This window comes from uncultured Algoriphagus sp. (genome assembly GCF_963974835.1).
Taxonomy (GTDB): domain Bacteria; phylum Bacteroidota; class Bacteroidia; order Cytophagales; family Cyclobacteriaceae; genus Algoriphagus.
Map to the genome: position 1 here is coordinate 318,301 of NZ_CAXBET010000001.1, position 23,981 is coordinate 342,281.

Annotated in this window: 22 protein-coding genes; 6 read left to right on the forward strand and 16 right to left on the reverse strand. The window is 42.5% G+C overall.

Features of this window, described 5'->3' with window-relative positions:
- Positions 1–27: 27 nt before the first annotated feature.
- The gene (gene carB, locus AACZ73_RS01425; RefSeq protein WP_339874750.1) at positions 28–2,847 is read right to left on the reverse strand and encodes a carbamoyl-phosphate synthase large subunit; all 2,820 of its coding nucleotides are present in this window, start codon (positions 2,845–2,847) and stop codon (positions 28–30) included.
- A 279-nt stretch (positions 2,848–3,126) separates the two neighbouring features.
- Between carB and AACZ73_RS01430 the strand changes: the two genes are divergently transcribed.
- On the forward strand, positions 3,127–4,122 hold the full coding sequence (locus AACZ73_RS01430; RefSeq protein ID WP_339874752.1) for a sugar kinase: 996 nt from the start codon (positions 3,127–3,129) through the stop codon (positions 4,120–4,122).
- 8 nt (positions 4,123–4,130) lie between these two features.
- Positions 4,131–4,790, forward strand: coding sequence for a bifunctional 4-hydroxy-2-oxoglutarate aldolase/2-dehydro-3-deoxy-phosphogluconate aldolase (locus tag AACZ73_RS01435; RefSeq protein WP_339874754.1), 660 nt, complete (start codon positions 4,131–4,133; stop codon positions 4,788–4,790).
- 49 nt (positions 4,791–4,839) lie between these two features.
- On the opposite strand, the gene AACZ73_RS01440 is transcribed toward AACZ73_RS01435, so the two are convergent.
- The 4 genes from AACZ73_RS01440 to AACZ73_RS01455 all read right to left on the reverse strand — a co-directional run bounded on the left by AACZ73_RS01440 (position 4,840) and on the right by AACZ73_RS01455 (position 7,100).
- A complete protein-coding gene (locus tag AACZ73_RS01440; protein ID WP_339874756.1) occupies positions 4,840–5,346 on the reverse strand; it encodes a GNAT family N-acetyltransferase in 507 nt (168 codons plus the stop codon).
- Between the two features lie 86 nt (positions 5,347–5,432).
- Positions 5,433–5,870 (reverse strand): UPF0158 family protein, encoded by a 438-nt coding sequence (locus tag AACZ73_RS01445; RefSeq protein WP_339874757.1) that lies wholly within the window; start codon positions 5,868–5,870, stop codon positions 5,433–5,435.
- 95 nt (positions 5,871–5,965) lie between these two features.
- A complete protein-coding gene (locus AACZ73_RS01450) occupies positions 5,966–6,613 on the reverse strand; it encodes an alpha/beta hydrolase (RefSeq protein ID WP_339874759.1) in 648 nt (215 codons plus the stop codon).
- 4 nt (positions 6,614–6,617) lie between these two features.
- Entirely contained in the window at positions 6,618–7,100 is a 483-nt protein-coding gene (locus tag AACZ73_RS01455; RefSeq protein WP_339874761.1) for a cytidine deaminase, read from the reverse strand.
- A gap of 121 nt (positions 7,101–7,221) precedes the next feature.
- Here AACZ73_RS01455 and AACZ73_RS01460 point away from each other — a divergent pair, with 121 nt between their 5' ends.
- Complete coding sequence (locus AACZ73_RS01460; protein WP_339874763.1) at positions 7,222–8,559, forward strand: saccharopine dehydrogenase C-terminal domain-containing protein; 1,338 nt, start codon at positions 7,222–7,224, stop codon at positions 8,557–8,559.
- On the opposite strand, the gene AACZ73_RS01465 is transcribed toward AACZ73_RS01460, so the two are convergent.
- The 6 genes from AACZ73_RS01465 to AACZ73_RS01490 form a co-directional block, all read right to left on the reverse strand.
- A complete protein-coding gene (locus AACZ73_RS01465) occupies positions 8,549–9,262 on the reverse strand; it encodes a methyltransferase (RefSeq protein WP_339874765.1) in 714 nt (237 codons plus the stop codon). The two genes, AACZ73_RS01460 and AACZ73_RS01465, sit on opposite strands and share 11 nt — an antisense overlap.
- Entirely contained in the window at positions 9,262–9,864 is a 603-nt protein-coding gene (locus AACZ73_RS01470; protein ID WP_339868452.1) for a DUF2179 domain-containing protein, read from the reverse strand. Before AACZ73_RS01470 ends, AACZ73_RS01465 begins: the two co-directional genes overlap by 1 nt.
- A 68-nt stretch (positions 9,865–9,932) precedes the next feature.
- Entirely contained in the window at positions 9,933–11,099 is a 1,167-nt protein-coding gene (locus tag AACZ73_RS01475; RefSeq protein WP_339874766.1) for an MFS transporter, read from the reverse strand.
- Between the two features lie 423 nt (positions 11,100–11,522).
- Positions 11,523–11,822, reverse strand: a complete 300-nt coding sequence (locus tag AACZ73_RS01480) for a helix-turn-helix transcriptional regulator (protein WP_339874768.1) — start codon at positions 11,820–11,822, stop codon at positions 11,523–11,525.
- Between the two features lie 4 nt (positions 11,823–11,826).
- Positions 11,827–12,162 (reverse strand): type II toxin-antitoxin system RelE/ParE family toxin, encoded by a 336-nt coding sequence (locus AACZ73_RS01485; protein ID WP_339874769.1) that lies wholly within the window; start codon positions 12,160–12,162, stop codon positions 11,827–11,829.
- A gap of 145 nt (positions 12,163–12,307) precedes the next feature.
- Positions 12,308–13,117, reverse strand: coding sequence for a LexA family transcriptional regulator (locus AACZ73_RS01490; RefSeq protein ID WP_339874771.1), 810 nt, complete (start codon positions 13,115–13,117; stop codon positions 12,308–12,310).
- Positions 13,118–13,186: 69 nt separating this feature from the next.
- Here AACZ73_RS01490 and dinB point away from each other — a divergent pair, with 69 nt between their 5' ends.
- Genes dinB through AACZ73_RS01505 form a run of 3 tightly spaced genes read left to right on the forward strand, consistent with a single transcriptional unit; the run spans position 13,187 to position 17,915 of the window.
- Positions 13,187–14,335: a DNA polymerase IV gene (gene dinB / locus AACZ73_RS01495; protein ID WP_339874772.1), complete on the forward strand. Its 1,149-nt coding sequence runs from the start codon at positions 13,187–13,189 to the stop codon at positions 14,333–14,335.
- Between the two features lies 1 nt (position 14,336).
- A complete protein-coding gene (gene dnaE, locus AACZ73_RS01500; protein WP_339874773.1) occupies positions 14,337–17,303 on the forward strand; it encodes a DNA polymerase III subunit alpha in 2,967 nt (988 codons plus the stop codon).
- A 30-nt stretch (positions 17,304–17,333) separates the two neighbouring features.
- A complete protein-coding gene (locus AACZ73_RS01505) occupies positions 17,334–17,915 on the forward strand; it encodes a 2'-5' RNA ligase family protein (RefSeq protein ID WP_339874775.1) in 582 nt (193 codons plus the stop codon).
- A 194-nt stretch (positions 17,916–18,109) separates the two neighbouring features.
- Here AACZ73_RS01505 and AACZ73_RS01510 read toward each other — a convergent pair whose 3' ends face one another.
- The 5 genes from AACZ73_RS01510 to AACZ73_RS01530 form a co-directional block, all read right to left on the reverse strand.
- Positions 18,110–19,438: a dicarboxylate/amino acid:cation symporter gene (locus AACZ73_RS01510; RefSeq protein WP_339874776.1), complete on the reverse strand. Its 1,329-nt coding sequence runs from the start codon at positions 19,436–19,438 to the stop codon at positions 18,110–18,112.
- 10 nt (positions 19,439–19,448) lie between these two features.
- On the reverse strand, positions 19,449–20,534 hold the full coding sequence (aroC, locus tag AACZ73_RS01515) for a chorismate synthase (protein ID WP_339874777.1): 1,086 nt from the start codon (positions 20,532–20,534) through the stop codon (positions 19,449–19,451).
- Positions 20,534–21,982 carry a BatD family protein gene (locus tag AACZ73_RS01520; RefSeq protein WP_339874778.1) on the reverse strand — a complete coding sequence of 483 codons (1,449 nt, stop codon included), beginning with the start codon at positions 21,980–21,982 and terminating at the stop codon, positions 20,534–20,536. The genes aroC and AACZ73_RS01520 overlap by 1 nt, the downstream gene beginning before the upstream one ends.
- A 369-nt stretch (positions 21,983–22,351) precedes the next feature.
- Positions 22,352–23,581: an ammonium transporter gene (amt, locus tag AACZ73_RS01525; protein ID WP_339874779.1), complete on the reverse strand. Its 1,230-nt coding sequence runs from the start codon at positions 23,579–23,581 to the stop codon at positions 22,352–22,354.
- Positions 23,582–23,617: 36 nt separating this feature from the next.
- The gene (locus AACZ73_RS01530) at positions 23,618–23,956 is read right to left on the reverse strand and encodes a P-II family nitrogen regulator (protein ID WP_339874781.1); all 339 of its coding nucleotides are present in this window, start codon (positions 23,954–23,956) and stop codon (positions 23,618–23,620) included.
- Positions 23,957–23,981 lie beyond the last annotated feature (25 nt).

The window sequence follows — 23,981 nt, forward strand, 5'->3', positions numbered from 1 at the left end:
CTTTTAGAATTAAGAATTCAGCTTTAATTATCTACTCAAATAGAGATTTCTCTCAGCATAGATTTTCAAGAAATAATCATCCATCAGGTCATCAATAAAGTAAATCGCTTCACCGGTAGATTTCATTTCAGGACCCAATTCTTTATTTACTTTCGGGAATTTATGGAAAGAGAAAACTGGTTCCTTGATAGCATAACCCTTTTTGTAAGGTTTGAATTCAAAGTCAGTCACTTTTTTCTCTCCTAACATGACCTTTACGGCATAGTTTACATAAGGTTCTCTGTAAGCTTTGCAAATAAACGGCACCGTACGGGAAGCTCTTGGGTTCGCTTCGATAATGTAAACTTTATCATTTTTGATCGCAAACTGTATGTTGATCAAACCTACAGTTCTAAGTGCAAGAGCAATTTTCTCCGTGTAAGTCTCGATCTGACGGATCACCAAATCTCCCAAGTTGTAAGGAGGAAGTACCGCATATGAATCACCAGAGTGGATTCCTGCAGGCTCGATGTGCTGCATGATTCCGATGATATAAACATTTTCACCATCGCAGATCGCATCAGCTTCTGCTTCAATAGCTCCTTCCAAGAAGTGATCGAGCAATATTTCATTATTAGGAATGTCTCTTAAGACATCCACTACATGTTGCTCCAGCTCTTTCTCGTTAATCACAATTTTCATCCCTTGGCCACCAAGTACGTAACTTGGACGAACCAAAAGAGGAAAACCAATCGTCTTACAAAGCTCAAGCGCCTCGTCAGTATTGTGAATCGTACCAAACTCAGGATAAGGAACATCCAAATCTTTCAAAAGAGACGAGAAACGACCTCTATCCTCTGCCAGATCCAACGCTTCAAAGCTTGTACCGATGATCTTAATGCCATATTTATCAAGTTTCTCTGCAAGCTTTAAGGCTGTCTGACCACCTAACTGAACGATCACACCTTCAGGCTGCTCGTGTAGGATGATCTCGTAGATATGCTCCCAGAAGACTGGCTCGAAATATAGTTTATCTGCAATATCAAAATCAGTGGATACTGTCTCTGGATTACAGTTAATCATAATGGTCTCAAAACCGCATTCTTTCGCAGCTAAAACCCCGTGAACACAGGAATAATCAAATTCGATTCCTTGACCAACCCGGTTTGGACCGGATCCAAGAACCACTACTTTTCTGCGGTCGGATTTTACTGACTCATTCTCAGAACCGAAAGAAGAATAATAATATGGAGTCTTCGCTTCAAATTCGGCAGAGCAGGTATCTACTAATTTGTAGACCCGCTTGATACCCATTTCTGTGTAGCGCTTGTCAAAAACTTCGCTTTCCAAGCAATCAAGCAAGTGTGCGATTTGACGATCAGCGTAGCCTTTTCGCTTAGCCAAATCCATCAACTCCACAGGAATAGTACCTATTTTGAATTTTTCTATCTCTCTTTCTAAGTGGATCAATTCTTCGATTTGCTTTAGGAACCACTTATCAATTTTTGTCAAATCCTGTATAGTTCTAAAAGAGATTCCAAGTTTGAAAGCGTCATAGATATGGAAAAGTCTATTCCAACTAGGATTAGTGAGGGAATAAAGAATTTCGTCTTGGTTACGAAGTTCTTTGCCATCAGCACCTAGACCATTTCTCTTGATCTCTAGTGACTGACATGCTTTCTGTAGGGCTTCCTGGAAGTTTCTTCCGATTCCCATTACTTCACCTACAGACTTCATCGAAAGACCTAGTTTTCTGTCGGCACCTTTGAATTTATCAAAGTTCCAACGAGGTACTTTTACGATTACATAATCTATGGAAGGCTCAAAAAATGCGGAAGTTGTGCCGGTAATTGAGTTTTTCAACTCATCCAGATTATATCCTATTGCTAGTTTGGCTGCTACTTTTGCAATTGGATATCCAGTCGCTTTTGATGCCAAAGCCGAAGAACGGGAAACTCGTGGGTTAATTTCGATACCGATGATTTCAGAATTATCAGGGCTTACTGAGAACTGCACATTACAGCCTCCAGCGAAATTCCCAATACTATTCATCATCGTGATCGCGTAATTTCTCATCCGCTGATACGTGGTATCAGGTAAAGTCATTGCCGGTGCCACAGTGATAGAATCGCCGGTATGTACACCCATTGGATCGAAGTTCTCAATAGAACAGATCACGATCATGTTACCGATATTGTCACGCATCACTTCAAGTTCGTATTCCTTCCATCCAAGAATACTCTGCTCGATCAATACTTCATGTACCGGAGAGGCTTGAAGTCCAGTAGAAAGCGCTTTTTCAAATTCTTCTGCAGTTTCCACAAAAGCACCACCTGCCCCGCCTAGTGTATAAGAAGCTCTGATGATTAATGGGAAACCAATTTCCTGTGCGATTTCTTTCCCCTGTAGAAAAGAAGTAGCTGTAGCACCTTTACATACGCCAACACCGATTTTTTCCATCAGTGCCTTAAATTTCTCACGGTTTTCGGCAGTATCGATCGCGTCGATATCTACCCCGATCATTTTTACATTATACTTAGCCCAGACACCACCTTTTTCGCAGTCTATAGCGAGATTCAGTGCGGTCTGTCCGCCCATGGTAGGAAGGACAGCATCAATATCTGGATGGTCTTTGAGGATTTGTACGATGGATTTCTTTTCCAAAGGAAGCAAATACACATTATCGGCCGTGACCGGATCAGTCATGATCGTTGCAGGATTGGAATTGATCAGCGTCACAGTGATACCTTCTTCACGAAGAGATCTGGACGCTTGGGAGCCTGCATAATCAAATTCGCAAGCTTGACCAATTACGATAGGACCTGAACCAATGATGAGAACGTGCTTGATACTGCTATCTTTAGGCATTAGAGAGGGAGATTGAAGAGAAAGTTTTGCTTAAGTCCAAATTGGGGCAAAATTAAAAAAATATTCTGAAGGGGCACGGTTAAATCGTAAAGAAATGAAAGTACTCCTTTGAGTTCTCTGCAAAATTCACCCAGATTTATTTCGTTTTTGGCAAAAAATTGGACTGGATTTATTGGTAAACAAACAAATGGCGTCTATTATTGTCTAAGCATTCAGGTCAAAAGAAATTATATTTGTCATTCCTTATTTTTCAATAAACCTTAAAAACCCAGAATATAGATGGCCAAAAGAATTATCACTCTTGGAGAAATCATGCTCCGTCTGTCTACCCCTGGACACGAACGTTTCATCAACTCTCAATCCTATGAGGTGAATTATGGCGGAGCCGAAGCAAACGTTGCTGTTTCTCTAGCATACTGGGGATTATCAGCTGCTCACGTCACTTCATTTCCGGATCATGATATTGGAAAAGCAGCGGTAAATACCCTAAGATTTTCGGGAGTGGACACTTCTTTTATCCGATACAACGAAGGCAGAATGGGTGTTTACTTTGTAGAAAATGGTGCCATGCAACGCTCTTCCAAAATCATTTACGACCGATTTGATTCTGCTTTTGCAAAAGTGAATGTGACCGATTTTGATTGGGAAAAAATATTTGAAGGAGCTGATTGGTTTCACTGGACTGGAATAACTCCTGCAATATCCCAGTCTGCGGCGGATCTTTGCAAAGCTGCCGTGGAAGCAGCTGCAAAACTTGGGGTGAAAATCAGTGCCGACATCAATTATCGCCGTAATCTTTGGCAATATGGCAAAGGCCCGATGGATATTATGCCGGAATTGATCAAACCATCACACTTGATTATAGCAGGTCTTACAGACTTCGAAAACTGCATGGGGATCACTGAAACGGACTATTTGCAAGCCTGTGAAAAAGCAAAGACCATGTGCCCTTCACTAAAATATGTATCGACTACCCATCGTGACTCCATCAGTGCATCAGAAAATAATCTAAGCGGAATTCTTTGGAATGGAGAAGGCATGCTAGAATCCAAAACCTATGAAATGACACATATCGTGGATAGAATTGGAGGCGGTGATGCTTATATGGCGGGGCTGATTTATGGTTTGCTTAGCTCAGATGATCAGAATGCTTTAGACTTTGCGGTAGCTGCATCAGTACTGAAGCACTCTATCCCAGGAGATGCTAATTTCGTCTCTGTGGATGAGGTGAATCAGCTGGTGGAAGGAAAAAATGTAGGTAAACTTTTACGATAAAAGTAAATATGAGATTTTCAAACAGTGACATGTTAAAAGCCATGAGCGAAACAGGGATGATTCCTGTATTCAACCATGTGGATATTGAAGTAGCAAAAGGCGTTCTTGACGCTTCCTATAAAGCAGGGATTCGGGTTTTTGAATTCACCAATCGGGCAACTAACTCGCTGGAGGTGTTCAAGGCACTTTATAGATATGCAGGCAAATATCCGGATATGGTCATGGGGATTGGTACCATTTTTACTACCGAAGATGCAAATGCATTTATTGAAGCTGGTGCAGATTTTATCGTTTCTCCCGCTTTAATCCCAGAATTGGCGGTTTTCTGCAATTCAAAAGATGTCCTTTGGATTCCTGGATGTGCTACCATGTCTGAGATCTTTCAGGCGAAAAAGCTTGGGGCCACCTTAGTAAAAGCATTTCCTGGAAATGTGGTAGGATCAGCATTTGTAGCTGCTGCCAAGTCAGTGTATCCTGAGCTACACATTATGCCAACTGGAGGAGTAGAACCGACTGAAGAAAACTTAAAAGAATGGTTTGATGCAGGTGTGTATTGTGTAGGTATTGGGTCTCAGCTTTTCAAAAAAGACTGGATTAAAAATCAGCAATACGATCTCTTGGAAAATAAAATAGCAGATACGCTGCATGTGATTAAGAGTATTCGGTAAGAATTAAAAGTGGTAAGATGTCAAGGTATTTCATACCACTTTTGATTCTTTACTTTTTGGGATGATTGACTAACTCATAATATTGCTCCAGCAAGGGCAAACCATAATCCCTTGATTTCATTTCACTAATTTTACGGAAACCCATTCGCTCATACAGGCTAGCCGCCGCATCCAGTCCTGCAGTAGTGTACAAATAGGCAGCATCATAGTTTCGGTCATGATAGAATTCCATCCATTCTTTTATTAATCTACTTCCGATTCCAAAACCACGGAATTCTTTTGCCAGTATAAAATACCTCAACTGAGCTCTATTTGCAGGGCGGTGCATCAGTAATATAAAGCCGACTAATCTGCCTTCACTTTCAACTACCCAGACTTTATCCCTTTTTAGATTGTAGGCGCGATAGAATTCAAGCAAGCTTTCCATGACATAAGCTTCGAAACCTAGCCCTAGATCATGCTCTTCTGAATAGACTTTACCGTGTAATGCCGCCACCTGTCCAAGGTCTCCTGGCTCAAGGGTATTTCGTATTAAAAAATCAGGGGGCTTTTGCATCCAATTAAAATATGAAATATTGGTGAAATCTCACTCAGGGGAGAAATAAAAAAATAGCCGTCAAAAATTGAACGGCTATGAATGTCTTAATCTTCGGTGTAGTTGAAACTATCAACTTGCTCTTTGATCCAGTCGTGGTATTTTTCCTTTCGGAATTCTATCCATTCGGATTTGTACTTGGAATCATCGATCAAAAACTTGAAAGCGGTATTTGCCTTTGGTTTGGTCAGTGAGCTCACCAGATCATCCGCAAGATTCTTTTCCTTCACTCGGCGGTCAATGAAATCCTGCATCATCTGATGCTCCTGAGCTGGCTCCATCTGGGTAAATTCGGCATAATTGTCCGGGTTTTCCTCAATCTCATCCAGTACATCCTCTTCTGCCTCAGTCAGATCATAATTGTAATAATCCTCGTCATCAGGCATCTGATGAATTCTTTTCTTGTCGATCTGATAGAAACAGATCATTCCTTTAAGTAATTGTGTTGAGATATGGTCTATCTCCTTTTCAGTAAGCGAAAGCATTGATGGTTTACAAAATTTTCAGAAAAATAGTTAAAGTCGAATTCTGATCAAATTCTATTATTAATTAAGCAATTGAAGCGCCAATATAGTGTGATTTAATCACTTGAATCAAGAATTATTGAAAGCATTTCAATATCAATCTCGTGACCTCCGGAAAAAGTCAGCTTTTTCACTTCTTTACCCAGACTTTTAATCAAATCCTGCTGTTTATCAATGCTTTCGGAGGTGATAAATTCATCCTGATCCCCAAGAACCATAGTCAGTCTAGTCTTGGAAAATTTCTCATGGGCATCCTCCAAAATCATATCCTCAGCAAATCCCCCAGCCCACAGCACTAATTGCTCTAAATTACCTGCCCATCTGCTTGCCCAGCGCGTAGCGGTAGCAGCCCCTTGGGAGAATCCCAGCACGTTTATTTTGGGAGTTTCTTTATACTGCGAAAGCAAGTTCTCCATCAAAAGGTCAAGGTAATTATGGTTGTTTTGAATGGCTATTTCCCGCTCATGCCTTGTCATCCAATTTGCTCCAACTCTTCCGGCAAAGCCAGAGAGATATCCATAATTGGTGGCTTCAGGTGCAACAAAAAGCCGGTCTGAAGAATCGAAACCTTGGAATTTTCGGATAAAAAATTCTGCTAATTGCCCATAGCCGTGCAGCACCAGCCAGATTTCCTTCTCTTCGAAAGAAGGTTCATGCGTGACCGAGTACTGTGCTTGATACTGAAAATTGATACTTTTCTTCAAAATACTACGCTTTCAAATCGTCAAACTTAAAAGGCAAAAGCGTCTGAATTCCGGGAAAGCGAAGTACACTTCCATCAGGATTCTGGATTAAAATGGAGATTGGCCGATTAAATCGCATTTCCATTTCATTGATAGTCTGCCGGCAAAGCCCACAAGGGGACACTCCAGCCCAAATCTCGTCGCCTTTTCTTCTCGCTACAATGGCGATTTCCTTCACTGCCAGATCAGGGAAATTGGCTCCAGCATACCCAAGCACTAATCGCTCGGCACAAACTCCTACAGGGAAACTCACATTTTCCTGATTGCTGGATTGAAGTATTTCTCCAGACTCCAGCCGAACTGCCGCACCTACATGAAAATCAGAATAAGGCGCATAAGCCTTTTCAGACACTTTTCTCGCCCGCATCATCAGCTGTTGCTCTTCGATAGTCAGTTCATCCCAGGCAAGTTCTTCAAACTCAGCTTCTATTTTTATTTTCTTGCTCATCGTTGACTAAATTGGAGTTTTCCTAACGATTAAGGTAGGGAAATGTTCCTTTTTATATTCTCTCCACAATTTTTTACCCTAAAATATATTCTCCATTTTAGCCCCAATAACCCCACATGCAATGCATACCATTCTGATTTTAGGAGGTGGAAAATCCGCCATTTTTCTGATCGATTTCTTAGCCAAAAGCTGCCAAGCCAAAGACCGCAAGTTGATTTTGGCAGATCTCCACCTAGCTTCTGCTCAGGAAAAGCTTAAAAATCAGCCAAATACAGAGGCCAGTCAGCTAGATATTGAAGATTCGCATGCTCGGCAGTCTTTGATCAAAGAAGCAGATCTGGTGATTTCCATGCTTCCCGCTTTTATGCATCCTAAAGTGGCAAAAGACTGTCTGGAATTTGGAAAACACTTCTTCTCGGCTTCGTACGAGTCGGAAGAAATGCGTGAATTGAAATCAGAAATCGAGGCAAAGGGATTATTTTTCCTCAACGAATGTGGCCTTGACCCAGGAATTGACCACATGTCAGCCATGCAGATCATTGACTATGTGAAATCAAAAGGCGATGAAATCATCTCTTTCAAATCCTATTGCGGTGGACTTCTTGCGCCGGAGTCTGAGGATAATCCTTGGAAATACAAGTTCACTTGGAATCCACGGAATGTGGTGCTGGCAGGTCAGGGCACTTCACGATACATAGAAAAAGGCGATTTGAAGTTTGTTCCTTACCATCAGCTTTTCAACCGGCTCGAAACTATTCAGTTTGCGGGATTAGGGGATTTTGATGGCTACCCAAACAGGGATTCACTCAGCTACAGAAAGGTCTATGAATTGGAAAATATAGGAACCATGCTCAGAGGGACATTACGAAGAGATGGCTACTGCAAAGCCTGGAATGTATTCGTGCAATTGGGAATGTGTGATGATAGTTTTCAGATGAATTTGCCGGAAGATACTACGCTGAGACAGTTCCTAAATTCATTTCTGCCTTACGATCCAGCGCTTTCGGTGGAAGAAAAGTTAGGCAATCTGATCCCTGATTTTGATTTTCCTACCTGGGAAAAAATTCAGTGGCTAGGCTTTTTCGGGAATGATTTGCTACCAAAGATAAGCGGTTCTCCGGCAGCTATTTTGCAGGCTATTCTCGAAAAGAATTGGAAGCTTTACCCGGAAGACAAGGACATGATTGTGATGCAGCACCTTTTCGAAATCAAAACTGGGGAAGGCACCAAAGAGATCAGATCAAGTCTGGTGTGCATTGGAGAAGATGCAACCTACACCGCTATGGCAAAGACAGTGGGACTTCCACTGGCGATTGCTGTTGATTTATTTTTGGATGGAAAAATCAACTTAACAGGCCTCCACGTCCCAGTACTTCCGGAAATTTATAATCCGATTTTGGCTGAGCTGAAAAGTCATGGAATTCGCTTCCGGGAAGAAGTTCGGGAGGTTAAGCCTTGAAGCTAAGCAGGAATTCTGAAACTAAGCTAGCATAAGTTTCATGTGGAGTTTCATCTTCATTTTTGATGAAAATGGCTGATATCTCAAACTCATTCTGACTTCTGGAAAAAGCACAAATTTCCCGTTGTATTCGCTTTCCGGGCTTGTCTTGGAGTGTGAATTTCCTTGCAGGAAATAATACTTTCACCTCTGCTTCCTTCTGAAAATCCTGCATTTGTCGTGGAGGAAGAATAACCCAGAATCGCCCATCTTCAGCAAGAAGTTCTGCTACTTTTCGCAATAAATCCTCAAAGGAAAGCTCATCTGTATGCAAAGCCATATTTCGCTGTGCATCGGACGATTTGAGATGATCTGGGAAATAAGGCGGGTTGCTGACAATCAGATCGTATTTCTGATTAGGCTCAAAGTCCTGAAATCTTCCTTCCCAAAGCTGCATACGATCCGAAAAAGTATTCATCTGAAAATTCTCCAAAGCCTGAGATGCCGCCTGAGAATCTATCTCTACAGCCTGGATTTTTGCCTCTGGAAATCGCTGCGCAAGCATCAAGGCAATCACTCCGGTGCCAGTTCCTACGTCCAATATTTCTACTGGCGATTCGGCTTCTGCCAAAGCTCCAAGCATCAAAGCATCGGTGCTTATTTTCATTGCACAGCGATCCTGATTGACACGAAACTGCTGAAACTGAAACCAGGAATTGGCCATTAAGTACGGGCTTTGCTGAAGAAACTCATATTAAATCGTGGCTTGTCATCCATCACATTTAAATCATCCTCAGATACCCGCTTCACGCTCTCGATAGTATAGAATGCTTTCTCATCTATGCTCTGCACTTTGTCCACAAACTCCTTCAAAGAATCACGTTTCATTACAGTAAAAAGTAGGTTAACCTTTCCAAAGCGACCTTCGCCACCCACATTGGTAAAGCGAAAATCACGCTCTTTCATGTACTCTATCAATTGCGGAAGCGGCTTCGGCGTGATCACTCTCACAAGTACTCTTCCCAGTGCCAATTTTTCCTCAAAATACATCCCCACGTACGTTCCAGTACCAAATCCACCCGCATAAGCCAGATAAGACAGCGGATTATCTATGTTTTGAAAAATCTGACCAATCGCCAAAAGCCAGATCAGAGCCTCAAAAAAACCCAAAAATGGCGCAATATTCTTTTTCCCATTCATCATAAACATGATTCTCAGGGTGTTGATAGAGACATCACCTACTCTTGCACAGAAGATAAGCAAAGGCATGATCAGGTAATCAAACAATTGTTCTGACACGCCTAGGGATTGAAGGAATTCTTGCATAGCAAACAGGGTCTTAATTTGAGCGCAAAATTACACCCTATTCCATCAAGGACGAAATAATATTTGGATTAGATTTTACGATCTCTCCCTGCCGACATACCAAAAATGGTAAATGCAAGAGCAAAGAATAACAAAAAGAAAATCAGCACATTCCAGTTGTCAAAAAGATCCAGCGACACCCCAAAAAGAAAAGGTCCCAACGCTGCCAAATAATACCCAGAAGACTGCACCATTGCTGAAAGTTTGGCAGTGGTCTGATCCTCAGCGGTACGCAAAGCAATCAACGTATAAGCGATGCTCAAACTCGATCCCATACAAATTCCTACGATTCCCAGTGAAGCATAAGTCACCAACTCGTTTTCTATAAACAGACCCGCATATCCTAGCACATAGGCTACCCCAACAGTCAATACAACTCCACTTTGCTCCCTGAGTTTGATCAGGAAATTCGGAGCGAAATAAGATCCAAGTAGAGAAATCACCTGCATCATCGAAGACACAAAACCTGCCTGAGCAGGAGTCCAACCCCGGGAAATCAACATATCCGGCAACCAGGTCACCATGGTAAAGTACATCACAGATTGGCAACCCATAAAAATCGTAATCTGCCAAGCCAGCTTAGATCTCCATACATTTTTTGCAGGATCAGTGACTTCGTGAAGACTTGCCTTGGGACGTTGAAGCTGTGGAATCCATAGGATCATTGCGAGTACCATGAATATCGCCCAAAATGCCAAAGATCCCCGCCACCCGAAATTCCAGTCCACCGCAATCGGCACACTCATGCCTACAGCGATTCCCGCAAAAAGCGACATCATCGTAGCCAACAAAGCTGTCATCAAGCCTAACTTCTCCGGCAATCTGACTTTGATCAGAGGAATCAGCAGCACATTGGCAATCACTATCCCGATCCCAGTCAGCGCTGTGCCAAAGAGCATTAACTCAATTCCTCCCAACACACGCAGGATCACTCCGGCAGTAAGAATAGCAACTCCCAAAAAGACTGCTCTTCCCATCCCAAGTCTCTTTCCTATCCCTGGGGCAAAAAGTGAAAATGTCGCAAACGTCAACAGAGGAAGCGTGGTGAGAAATCCCGCCAAGCCATTGGATAAGCCCAAGTCCTCCCGGATAAACGGAATCAGTGGACCAACCGATGCTATCGAGGTGCGCAAATTGATCGAAACCAAAATAATCCCGGTGATAAGGAGTGATTGAGAGGAAAGTGGTTTAGTCAAAACAGCAAAGTAAAAATTAAATATTAGGGGTGGTATTGGTGATATAATAACGACTAATCCAAGCGAACAAACCTCACAGAACCAAAATATCTACAAGTTTTAATCCGAACATATGTTAATTTGGTTCTGGATAGCCTGCCAAAACTAGGGAAAATTAAAATGAATAACCTGTCTACCCAAAGTCACTGTTTAAAATGAGAATGCTTAGGCTGCGGGATATGTAGTTCCTAACTTATACCGATGACGAGCGAATAAGAACGCTTTAACAAGCCATGATTTCTCATATCTCCCTGAGGTTGAAAACGGCAGACAGTCGGAGACATTCCCTCCAGTTTACTACTGAAGGACGCTGATTTTCATATTTACTCCGAACCACCCCCTGTATCCAAGATAATATTAGAGTGGGTTATTTTCTTCACACCTTTATAGGAAGGTTAACCCTATTCTCTTATTCAAACCTTGTTCGAAAATCCGGATCAAAGTTGATAACTGGATATTCCCTTTTCCATTTTCAAGTTTAGAAATATAACTCTTCTTTGTCCCTGCCTTTTCTGCCAATTGCTCCTGGGTTAGGTTTGCTTCCTTTCTAGCATCTTTCAGCATTTCGCTAATAATGAACATCTGGGCATTTTCTTCATACTTGCTTCTGCTCTCACTTCCGACTTTACCGTGCTCCAGTTCAATCAGTTCATCGAATGTTTTTACTTTGCTATAATCCCTCATGATCTTATTTCTTTGATTGAAAATATTCATTCATTAACCTTTCTGCTTTCTCTATTTCATTCTTTGGGGTCTTTTGAGTCTTCTTTTGAAAACCGTTAAAAAGGACGACTAATCTTCCTTCATCAAAGCAACAGAAAATCCTGTAAATGTTTGATTGGTATTCCACTCTAACTTCAAATAGCCCATCAGTTCCTTCAAGATGTTTGAGAAACTTTTCAGGCACCCTTTCCACTTGCTTAATCAGTTCAAAAACATATTGAATCTTACTCTTAACCTTTTCATTCTGGTTTTGGTAAAACTCAATAAAGTAGTTTTCATAAAAAATTATCTTCCTTACCATTCTCACAAAGTTATCTCAAAAGATAACATTCTCCAAAAGCGTAAGATTCTTTTAATCCAATCTAACTTACCAGTATCAATAAAATTTACACCCCTGCGCCTTTGCGGGATATTTTTCCCCAAAGCCTTCGAGGTTCGAAAAAACCTCAAAGGTTACCTGCCTGCATCAATCCCAACTTCCTATTAATCTCCGAAATTTCAATCCCGACTTGTTGCAACGTCAGCGGCTCCTGCGGAAACTCATCACTCATATAATATTCAAATTTCCAGATCTCACGGATTTCCTCAGCTGGAACCTTATAAGGCGTGTAAATTGGATTTAGAGAACGAAGCAAAAAGCTTCTCTCCTCCGCCTGAAAACTTAACATCTTAAAACTGACTCCCTCACTTGCCGTCACCACCACGCAGGGAGTTTCTTTGGCTAGCCGCCACTCGGATAAATAGGAACCTATCACATAAGCTCCATCCGCGATCGGCAGCATGCTATCGCCCTCGGTTTGGAACATGCGGTATTTTTTGTCCTTTGAAAGATTTGGCAAATTGAAAACTGGCAGTGTGCTCAAATACTCCGGATCTCCAAAACCTCCCAAATAGCCAGCTTTGGCTTTAATCGGCACAAGCTCTATGTTATCCTCATTACTTGAATTCACTGTGGTGGCGAGAATCCGAACTTTTGAACCGCTCAAAAACACATCATTTCCAGCTTCCAGATCACGGATTTTCAATTCACTCAGTTTGGACAAATCCACCCGAAGCAGCGTATCCACGCTCATCCTGAAATAATCCGCACATAGCAGCAAATCCTCGATTGCCGGTGACTTGCTATGTCCATTTTCATGCGCATTCAGTTTGGCTCGAGTCATGCCAAGATTTTCAGCCAGCATGTCCTGACTCAATTTGCGTCGCTTTCTAAGAAATTTCAGATTGCCCGCCCAAAAAAAGCTTTGACTTTCCATTTTTATTCGATACAATTAATGACAATAAATTGATACTAATACTATCAAATATAGCAAGTAATCTGAGAAATGGAAAGGCATATCGTGCATTTGGATCTGGACACGTTTTTTGTGTCTGTGGAGCGGTTGAAAAACGAAGCGCTAAAGGGAAAACCCGTCATCATCGGCGGCAGTTCCGACCGTGGCGTGGTGGCTTCCTGTAGTTATGAGGCTAGAAAGTTTGGGGTGCATTCTGCCATGCCGATGAAATTGGCGCGGAGACTTTGTCCCTCGGCATTTTATGTTAAAGGTGATTACGACAGCTACAGCCAGCAGTCGCGCTTGGTCACGGAAGTCATTCAGGAGCAGGTTCCTCTGATGGAAAAAGCTTCCATCGATGAATTTTATATAGATATGACGGGGATGGATCGCTTTTTTGGCTGCGAAAAATTCACCAAAGAACTACGCGAAAAGATCGTCAAGGAGTCTGGCTTACCGATTTCCTGCGCTTTGGCAGTGAACAAACTCGTATCCAAAGTTGCCACCCATGACGCCAAACCGAACGGACAGACGACTATTCCTTTTGGCAAAGAGAAACCTTATCTCGCACCACTTCCAATTCGAAGAATGCCGGGGATAGGTGAAAAAACCTCCACCTTATTGGAGCGAATGGGTGTAGAAAATATCCGCTTACTTAGCGAAATCCCACCCCGAATGATGCAAAATCTCTTGGGAAAATGGGGAATCGACCTATCCCGAAAAGCCAATGGAATTGACGAATCGCCGGTCATTCCATACACCGAGCAAAAGAGCATTGGCACGGAAAATACCTTTGAGTCGGACACCATCGACATGGCTTTTCTCAATAGCCAGCTCGTGCGAATGACGGAGAAAGTTGGCTTTGAGCTTCGCCAAAAACGAAAGCTTTGCGGTTGCATCACGGTGAAGCTCCGCTATGCAAATTTCGACACGGTCAGCCGTCAATGCATTATCTCTTACACCAGTTCGGATGAGGTGCTGCTGGAAAGAGCCAAGGAACTCTTTGCCAAGCTCTATGACCGGAGAATGCTCGTGCGGCTGGTCGGTGTAAAAGTCAGTCATCTCGTACAGGGAAATCAGCAGATCGACCTTTTCCAAGACACCGAAGAAGGGGTAAACCTGTACCAAGCCATCGACTGGATCAAAAACCGCTACGGCGAAAAAAGCCTTACCCGAGCCATCACCCTAACCCGCGCCTAAAATGTTTATTACTTGTAAAACCTGGTTCAGCTACCGATACGGTACCTTCAGCACCGAAAAGCTCGTGGATGCCGCAGCCGAGCGCGGCCTTTCCTCTCTTGGCCTCACCAATATCAATAGCACGGCGGACAGCTGGGATTTCGTGGATTTCTGTAGAGTAAAAAACATCAAACCCATCGTCGGAACAGAAATCCGAAACGCCGATGTTTTCTGCTATACCTTATTGGCTAAAAATGATGCGGGACTGCTTGAGATCAATCGGTTTTTGTCTCATCATTTACAGCAGGAATTAGCTTTCCCTGAGCAACCTGACTGCTTTTCAGAAGTGCTGATTATTTATCCCTTTGGAAGCTTTGCTGCGCAAAATCTAAAAGAACATGAATTCATCGGCGTATTGGCGAGCGAGCTGAATCGCCTGAAAAAGCAGGAAGTGGAAGCCTTTCCCAAGAAATATATCATCCGACATCCGGTGACTTTTCAAGACAAAACGGCTTTCAATATTCATCGTTTGCTTCGAGCCATCGGCAAAAATACGCTGATCAGTAAACTGGGAGAAAAGGACTTTGCCTCCCCGGATGAAATGTTTGTCTCGGAAGCAGCGCTGATGAGTGCTTTTCGGAATTTTCCCGGCATGATCAGCAACACGCTACAGCTGATCGATTCCTGTGAAATCAAAACAGAGCTGAGCACCGACAAAAACAAAAAGCACTACAGTGCCAGCGGAGAAGACGACCGTATTTTATTGCAAAAGCTCGCCATGGAAGGCTTTCACTATCGCTATGGCAATAATCCTGTAGCCAAAGCACGGGTAATCAAAGAGCTGAAAATCATCAATGATCTAAATTTCAACGCCTATTTCCTGATCGTTTGGGACGTAATCCGCTATGCACAAAACCGTGGTTTTTACTACGTAGGGCGAGGAAGTGGCGCCAATTCCATCATCGCTTATTGTCTGAAAATCACCGATGTGGATCCGATCAAACTTGATCTATATTTCGAGCGATTCCTAAATCCACACCGGACTTCCCCACCGGATTTTGACATAGATTTCTCTTGGAAAGATCGGGATGAAGTCATCGATTACATTTTCAAGCGCTACGGCAAAGATCATGTTTCCCTGCTGGGAATGTACAGTACTTTTCAGCGCAGAGCCGTGATCCGTGAGCTGGGGAAGGTTTTTGGCCTGCCCAAAGAAGAAATCGACCAACTCGTCCGAGGCAAGGATCAGCCGATGAATGAGGATAAAATCCAGCGTACGATTCTGAAATACGGACAGCTGCTGGAGAATTTCCCGAATCATCTTTCCATTCACCCAGGCGGGATGCTGATTTCCGAGAAGCCTATCTATCAATACACCGTGAATGAACTGCCTCCGAAGGGTTTTTGTACGGCGCAGATCGACATGTTTTTGGCAGAGAAAATCGGCCTGTTCAAACTTGACATCCTCAGTCAGCGCGGATTGGGACATATCAAGGAAGCTATTCGACTGGTGAAGCAAAACCGGGGAATCGACATCGATATCCATCGAGTAGAAGAATTTATGAGCGATCCGAAAGTGGCTGAGCAAATCCGGAAAGCAGATACCATCGGCTGCTTTTACATCGAGAGTCCGGCCATGCGCCAGCTCCTCACCAAACTCAAATGTGACGATTACCTCACACTTGTGGCCGCGAGCTCTATTATCCGACCAGGCGTGTCGCAGTCGGGGATGATGAAGCAATACATAGAGCGATTTCACGATCCCGAAAAAATCATCTACCTGCATCCTAAAATGAAGGAATTGCTGGAGGAAACCTTCGGCGTGATGGTGTATCAGGAAGATGTAATCAAGGTTGCCCATCACTTCGCAGGACTGGATATGGGCGAGGCGGATATTCTGCGTCGGGCCATGTCGGGAAAGTACAGATCGCACAATCGCTTCAATGAGATCCGGGAAAAGTACTTTGCAAACTGCAAGGAACTTGGGCATGATGACACCGTGGCAGCGGAAGTTTGGAGGCAGATGGAGTCCTTCGGAGGCTATTCCTTTTCCAAGGCACACTCAGCATCTTTTGCAGTGGAAAGCTACCAGAGTCTTTACCTGAAGACCTATTTCCCTATGGAATTTATGGTCGCAGTGATCAATAACTTTGGAGGATTTTACAGCACCGAATTCTATTTCCACGAACTCAAGCGCACTGGAGCAAAGGTCAACCCACCCTGCGTAAACCGCAGTGAGTACCTGACCAACATCATTCGAGAGGAGGTCTTCGTAGGCTTGATCCATGTACAGCAATTGGAAAAGAAGCTGTGCGATTTGATCTTGGAAGAAAGGCAGACCAATGGAGATTATCTGAGTTTGGAGGATTTCATCGAGCGCACGCATGCCGGACCGGAGCAACTGAATATTCTGATCAGTGTGGGTGCGTTTGAGTTTACAGGTTTAGGGAAAAAGAAACTGCTTTGGAAAGCCAATTTCGCCCAAAAACATCTCACGTCTATTCCTGATTCTCCTGCGCTTTTCAAGGAACCTCCCATGGACTTTCCCCTACCGGATTTTCCTGATTACCCACTGGAAGATGCGCTGGATGAGATTAATGTGCTGGGTTTTGCATTGACGGACATGTTCCGTCTTTGTGCTCACAATGGCAAAGGAACAGTGCTGGCAGAACAGCTTCCTCAGTTATTAGGGAAAAATGTGGAAGTCCTCGGTCGACTCGTCGTAACCAAGGACGTGCGCACGATACACCGGGAGCACATGGCTTTTGGGACTTTTCTCGACCCCAAGGGCGACTGGCTGGATACGGTACATTTCCCGCCTTCATTGAAACGCTTTCCTTTTCAAGGCAAAGGCTTTTATAAAATACGCGGCAAAGTGGTAGAGGAATTCGGCACCTTCGCCGTGGATGTACATGGCATGTGGACAGTGGGACTGAAGGATAAGAAAGAGGTACCTCCAATGCTTTACAATTCACTCATTTCATTGTAAATTAGCTAGATAACAAAAACATAGAAAGCCATGAATATTTTCGAATACCTATTAATCATTTCACCAAGTGAGGAAATAAAACTTATGGTGATGAATCTGAAAAGAATTTTTGCAAACCGCTATGGATGTGAAAAAGCGGCCGGTCTAATCCCACACATTACAATGAGCAATTGGCTACACAACGGTGATCGAGAAACTCAAATAATTTCCACTATAGACCGCTTTGCGAAAACTGTACATCCATTCTTGGCTCAATTTGATGGACTTGGCAAGTTTGATCCAAAAACCATATTTGTGAATGTTTTTAACAGGGAATACTTTTCCGAAATTTCAAAAGGACTAAAGAATTCAACTAACTACCTGCTGAAGAATGATGCAAAGTTCCCAAGTCCCGCTCATCTGACTATAGCTAGAGATATGAAGCCCGAACAATTTGAACAGGCTTGGAGTGAGTATGGGAACGAAGAGTTTGAAGCTTTCTGTAAAGTAGAAGGAATGGTTCTACTAAAAAGACCCTTCAGCAAAGACGGATATAAAAAATATGATGTAGTTGCTGAATTTCCTTTTGAAGGAAAAAAACCACGCGTTGAGCAATTGGAGTTGGGATTCTGAATGTGCAGCTCAACTTTGCTACAATCCCTCCACAAAAAAGAATCTGTCTCAAAAAACGAAAAGGCTAGCCGAGAAATTGGCTAGCCTTTTCTGCTTTATTAAAATGTGTTCTTTGGAATGTGCAAACCTAGCTAGCTGATGATTCTTCTCTGGTTTGAACAAACAATTTCTTGTATAAAACCAAAAATCGATTTCTATTCGTTTGGAGTCAATGGGTTTGATTTTCTAATCAATCCATCTGGCAATTCACCTTCTGTACTCGCTACAATTGTACAAACTGTCGCATCCCCAGTAACGTTAACTACTGTTCGGAACATATCCAAAATACGGTCGGGAGCAATAATCAGTGCGATACCAGCGGCTGGAACTCCAATTGATTCCAGTACAATGATCAACATAATCAATCCTGCGCCAGGTACTCCAGCAGAGCCTATAGAAGCCAGGGTGGCGGTTAATACAATCATCAATTGCTGCGTCAAGCTCAATTCCATGCCCAATGCCTGAGCGATAAATACCGCAGCCACACCTTGGTAAAGGCTGGTTCCATCCATATTTACCGTAGCACCCAATGGTAGGACAAAACTGGAAATCTCTTCAGAGACTCCTAACTCCTCCTCCACTTGTTTCATGGTGACAGGAAGGGTAGCAGAACTTGAACTTGTGGAAAAAGCCAATAATTGAGCTGGTCTGATAGCTCTGAAGAAAGCCTTGTATTTCACTTTTGTGAATGCCATTAAAATCAATGGATACACAATTAAAATCATCGCGAAAAGTCCCGCCAATACTACTAAGCTATATTTCAATAATGCCATTAGTAATTGTACCGCTGAATCAGGATTTTCTCCTGCGATCTCCACAATCAAGGAAGCCATCAGCGCAAACACGCCGAAAGGAGCAATCATCATGATGTAGTTCACAATCTGGATGATCACATCATTCAACCCATCGAAAAATGCAATAACCGGAGCTGCTTTACTTTTTTGAATTTGCAACAATGCTATTCCCACTAAAATGGCAAAGAAAACCACCTGAAGCATAGCAGCGTTATCCGTGGTCGCTCTGAAAACGTTATCCGGCACTATGTCAACCAAAGGTTGCAGAGGACTTTGTTTTTGCAATTCTGCTGCTTGACCCACCCTAGATCCAGCATCGCCCTCATACAAACTCATCAGGTTCTCTCTCGTCTCAGGAGGTAGGCTTTTTCCTGGCTTAAAAACATTTACCAGCACAAGGCCAATTGTCACAGCAAGAACAGTAGTAATTAAATACGTTGCTATTGTCTTTCCACCAATTCTACTCAGTTTGGAAACATCTCCAAGATTAGAAACACCAACGATCAACGAAGCTAACACCAAGGGTACCGCTATCATTTTTAGACCATTGATAAAAATGGTTCCAAATGGTTTAATGTAATCTATAGTAAAAGAATTGGGAATGGAAGTCTTAATGACTACTAGGCCAAAAATCAACCCCAGAACAAGTCCGATGATAATTTGGGTATGTAAGGGTATCTTTTTTAGCATATGATATGGTTTAGAAGTCTTGCAGTTTATTGGTTTTTGCTAACAATATATAATCAGCTATGACCAAAGCAGCCATTGCTTCCACAATCGGTACAGCTCTAGGCACTACGCAAGGATCATGACGGCCCTTTCCGGATACTACCACTGCTTCACCGGCTTCGTTGACCGAATCCTGATCTGTCATTATGGTAGCAACTGGCTTAAATGCCACATTGAAATAGATATCTTCTCCGTTGGAAATTCCACCTTGAATACCACCAGAATGGTTGGTGAGTGTCCTGACTTTATCTCCATCCTGCACGAACTTATCATTATGAGCTGATCCACGCATTTTCACTCCCTCGAAGCCAGATCCGTATTCAAAGCCTTTCACAGCATTTATACTCAGCATGGCTTTACCCAGTTCAGCATGGAGTCTGTCAAATACAGGTTCCCCAATTCCCACAGGGGTATTTTTGATCACGCAACTCACCACTCCGCCGATGGTATCACGATCTTTACGTACCGAATCAATCAATTCAATCATTTCTTCAGCAACTACAGGATCTGGGCATCTCACGATATTCTCCTCCGCTTTTGCTAAGTCAAGCTCGCTATGGCTTTTTGCCAACTTCAAATCACCCACCTGAGATACATAAGCCTGGATAGTAACTCCTTTTGTTTCCAAAAGTTGTTTTGCAATAGCTCCAGCTACGACACGAGCGGCAGTTTCTCTGGCAGAGCTTCTCCCTCCACCTCTATAGTCTCTCAATCCGTACTTCTCGAAGTAGGTGAAGTCAGCGTGGGAAGGACGGAATTTATCTGATATATGAGAGTAATCCTTACTTTTTTGATCTGAATTATTGATCACGATCCCAATAGGAGTTCCAGTAGTAACCCCTTCAAAAATCCCGGATTTGATCTCAAATTCGTCCTCCTCTTTGCGTTGTGTTGTAATTTTGGACTGACCAGGCTTCCTTCTTTGCATCTCAGCAATAAGTTTAGCTTCGTCTATTTTCAGTCCTGCTGGGCACCCTTCGATGATTACCCCCAAAGCTACCCCGTGTGATTCACCAAAAGTGGTGATCTTGAATAGCTTCCCAAATGAATTGCCCATTATCTCTTTCTGATTATCAATACAGCCAGTAATGTCACTGCAATTAGCAGCAATACGTTGATTGAGACCGTAAAATAGTATTTATATTTCTCGTTTAAAAACCTGTTGTCTTCAGATGAAATACGATCGTAGAGTCCTCCCAAGCGCTGACTGGAAATTGCTTGGTTTACTTTACTTTCACCGACCACTGTTACTTTTGCCTGAGGTCTTAATGTATCATAGACAGCACGCTCCGGGTCAAAATAAACCCATTCGAAATTTTTCCCAAGATCTACCTCACCAGCCTCGTTAATTGTGATGTAATAATTGAATTCCTTTATTCCAGAAACTCTTCCATACCCTCTGTTAATCTGCTGACGCACGTTAGGATCATAGGTATTGAGGTTAGCAACAGGTAATCGCTTCGGAGCTGACACAGCATTAATATTTCCTACACCGCTTATGCCGAAATTATAATCAAAACCTTGACCTGTCTCCACCTCAATATTTGTGATATTCTCTCTTACCTGAAATTGCCCCACGCTTACCTCATTCTTCAATGGATGTGGAGGTAATGGCTTCACTTTAATTGTTTTTGGATTGGAGTAGAAAGTCTTAAAATCCTCCTGTCTATTTGCTCCAAAAAAGGTAGGGTTTTTAGCGATTTTATATTTTATCATCTCCCAGGGTATTCTTGGGATCGTAATTTCTCCTTCGGAAAAGGGGAAGAAAGTAGCTTCGTATACTTTAAATTTTGTCCATCTCTTCCCATTAATAGTAACCTGCTCAGGATCAATATTGCTAATATTGAAGTTTTCTTCCCATGCATTAGAAGGTTTTATTTTCTTTAGAATATCGTCCAGTTGCCTTCCCGGCTCATGAAAATTAAATGGTGCCTGATTAGCTTCTGACATGTAAAATGCCAAACTTATATTAACCCCTTCTCCCTGATAAATTTCTTCTTTATCCACAGTCACCGAGAAAAAAGCATCATCCTCCATCTCTACATACTCAGGATCTTCCACGGCCGACCGACCGAAAAAATCGGCAAATGGATCTGTTGCGGATCCACGCCCACCAGATGAATTTGCAGCATCTCCAACAGTAATTTTTTTACCGTTGGAAGAATAGGCCTGACCATTGATTGAAAGCTCGAAAGATGGTAAGGTAAAATCCCCCTTTCTACTTGGCTTATAATATTGGATAATACTGTTTGAGCTGCTCATCTGTCCATTGATGAGATTCATTGAAGAGGACTGTGAGATTCCTTGTTTTTGAAAACTAGGGATTTCCGGAAATTGATCGTACGATTTGATTTTTTCGTTACTGAGCGTTACTTTGATAGTGAAAGTTTCATTCAAACCGATCTCAGAAGGTCCTAGCTCAATCTGAACATCCTGAGCAATAGCCGTTCCTGTAAATAGGAAAAGGCAGCATACGAAAAGGAATCGGGCAAGCGTTTTAATCATGGTTGCGAAAATAGGGAATATTCTATTCTTTGATTTCTAAAATAACGCAACATATAGAGAAATGCCTCCGTATTGAAACTTAAAATCAGTTAAAACCCTAAACTCTTTAGACTATGATCGAATATGTGAAGACTATCTTACAAAAGGTCAGCTTTTCCAAGTATTTGTTTGAACGTGAGCTTAGAAAAGGATTACGGTTAATTTCCCCGACAGAGATTCAGGAATTCAAAGATTGGTGTTACCTCATGTTTGGTAAAATGCATGACGTAATTTTAAATAGATATTTTGAACCCTCCTTTTAAAAAACCAAAGCCCCGACCAAAATTCTGGAACGGGGCTTTTTTCATCTATGGTAGTCGGTTTCTTTAATTAATCTTTGGTAGCAAAGTCCGGATAGGCTCTCATGCTATGTTCGTTGATATCCAATCCTTCCGTCTCTTCCGCTTCATCCACGCGAATACCCACCGTTTTCTTCATGACAAAGAATATTATTCCTGCAAATAGTACACAGAATATACCTACTGCAGCAACACCGATCAACTGGGAGATAAACTGACTTACACTAGCCAAATCTCCAAATATCCCAACGGCCAATGTACCCCAAATTCCTCCTACGAGGTGAACAGAAATTGCTCCCACAGGGTCATCCACTTTGATTTTGTCAAAAAACACCACTGCAAACACAATCAATCCGCCACCAATCAATCCGATGATAATGGAAGAATTTACACCCATTTGATCAGCACCAGCAGTGATCCCCACTAGACCAGCCAAAATACCATTCAATACCATCGTGATATCGTAGGTTTTAAACATTATATAGGAAACAATCAGTGCTCCAAAAGCTCCTGCAGCAGCAGCAAGGGAAGTTGTTACGAAAACTTTTGATACCAATCCCGGATCCGCACTCAATACTGATCCACCATTGAAACCAAACCAACCAAACCATAATAGGAATACTCCCAAGGTAGCCAAGGGGATATTATGCCCTGGAATAGCAGTCATACCTCTAGAAGTATATTTTCCTATTCTAGGTCCTAGCAGAGCAGCTCCAATTAGTGCTCCCCATCCACCGACAGAATGTACGATAGTAGATCCGGCAAAATCATAAAAAGGTGTTTCCAGTGTATTAAGGAAGCCTCCACCCCATTTCCACATACCTACGATAGGATAGCAAATACCTACATATAGAAAGGAAAAAAAGATAAATGGTCCAAGTTTCACTCTTTCAGCTACAGCTCCAGACACAATGGTAGCTGCGGTAGCTGCAAACATGGCTTGGAAAATGAAATCTGTAAAATAGGTGTAGCCAGCATTATAGTTACTGGTATCCCATCCTTCCGGAAGGGTAAGGCCAAAACCAGCAAATCCAAAGAAAGCGCCTGCATATTCTGCACCTGGGTACATCAGGTTAAAGCCAACAAAGGCATATGTCAAAAGTCCAATTGCAGGAATAATGGTGTTTTTAAATAGGATATTGACAGTGTTTTTTGAGCGAGTCAGACCAGCTTCCAAGCTGGCAAAGCCCAAATGCATGAGAAACACCATGGTAGTGGCGATCATCATCCATAAATTATTGACGGTAAATAAGTCTTGCATTAGATAAAATAGGTTCGGTGAATTAAGTGAGTTAGATTAAAGGGCGTGCTCTCCAGTATCGCTGTTTCTGATCCTATAAGCCTCAAGCACATCGTAGACGAAGATTTTACCATCTCCAACCTGTCCTGTTTTGCCTTCTGTGAGAATGCAGTTTATCACAGGCTCCACCAATTCCTCTACCGTGACAATTTCTATTTTGGTTCTAGGAATGTAGGCGGGCTCATAAGGAACTCCTCGGTACATTTCTAGCCTGGCATGCTCCAAGCCCATCCCTTTCACCTCGTAGAAGGTGAGAAACTTCACTCCAAGAGCAGCCACACACGTGTGGATCTGGTCAAAGCGGGAAGTCCTGATAATCGCTTCAATTTTTTTCATTTATTTAATGGGTCTAGTGATTTTT

Coding starts and splice junctions, on each gene's coding strand:
- carB (WP_339874750.1), bottom strand. CDS start 2,847: ATGCCTAAAGATAGCAGTATCAAGCACGTTCTCATCATTGGTTCAGGT.
- AACZ73_RS01430 (WP_339874752.1), top strand. CDS start 3,127: ATGGCCAAAAGAATTATCACTCTTGGAGAAATCATGCTCCGTCTGTCT.
- AACZ73_RS01435 (WP_339874754.1), top strand. CDS start 4,131: ATGAGATTTTCAAACAGTGACATGTTAAAAGCCATGAGCGAAACAGGG.
- AACZ73_RS01440 (WP_339874756.1), bottom strand. CDS start 5,346: ATGCAAAAGCCCCCTGATTTTTTAATACGAAATACCCTTGAGCCAGGA.
- AACZ73_RS01445 (WP_339874757.1), bottom strand. CDS start 5,870: ATGCTTTCGCTTACTGAAAAGGAGATAGACCATATCTCAACACAATTA.
- AACZ73_RS01455 (WP_339874761.1), bottom strand. CDS start 7,100: ATGAGCAAGAAAATAAAAATAGAAGCTGAGTTTGAAGAACTTGCCTGG.
- AACZ73_RS01460 (WP_339874763.1), top strand. CDS start 7,222: ATGCATACCATTCTGATTTTAGGAGGTGGAAAATCCGCCATTTTTCTG.
- AACZ73_RS01465 (WP_339874765.1), bottom strand. CDS start 9,262: ATGGCCAATTCCTGGTTTCAGTTTCAGCAGTTTCGTGTCAATCAGGAT.
- AACZ73_RS01470 (WP_339868452.1), bottom strand. CDS start 9,864: ATGCAAGAATTCCTTCAATCCCTAGGCGTGTCAGAACAATTGTTTGAT.
- AACZ73_RS01480 (WP_339874768.1), bottom strand. CDS start 11,822: ATGAGGGATTATAGCAAAGTAAAAACATTCGATGAACTGATTGAACTG.
- AACZ73_RS01485 (WP_339874769.1), bottom strand. CDS start 12,162: ATGGTAAGGAAGATAATTTTTTATGAAAACTACTTTATTGAGTTTTAC.
- AACZ73_RS01490 (WP_339874771.1), bottom strand. CDS start 13,117: ATGGAAAGTCAAAGCTTTTTTTGGGCGGGCAATCTGAAATTTCTTAGA.
- dinB (WP_339874772.1), top strand. CDS start 13,187: ATGGAAAGGCATATCGTGCATTTGGATCTGGACACGTTTTTTGTGTCT.
- dnaE (WP_339874773.1), top strand. CDS start 14,337: ATGTTTATTACTTGTAAAACCTGGTTCAGCTACCGATACGGTACCTTC.
- AACZ73_RS01505 (WP_339874775.1), top strand. CDS start 17,334: ATGAATATTTTCGAATACCTATTAATCATTTCACCAAGTGAGGAAATA.
- AACZ73_RS01510 (WP_339874776.1), bottom strand. CDS start 19,438: ATGCTAAAAAAGATACCCTTACATACCCAAATTATCATCGGACTTGTT.
- aroC (WP_339874777.1), bottom strand. CDS start 20,534: ATGGGCAATTCATTTGGGAAGCTATTCAAGATCACCACTTTTGGTGAA.
- AACZ73_RS01520 (WP_339874778.1), bottom strand. CDS start 21,982: ATGATTAAAACGCTTGCCCGATTCCTTTTCGTATGCTGCCTTTTCCTA.
- amt (WP_339874779.1), bottom strand. CDS start 23,581: ATGCAAGACTTATTTACCGTCAATAATTTATGGATGATGATCGCCACT.
- AACZ73_RS01530 (WP_339874781.1), bottom strand. CDS start 23,956: ATGAAAAAAATTGAAGCGATTATCAGGACTTCCCGCTTTGACCAGATC.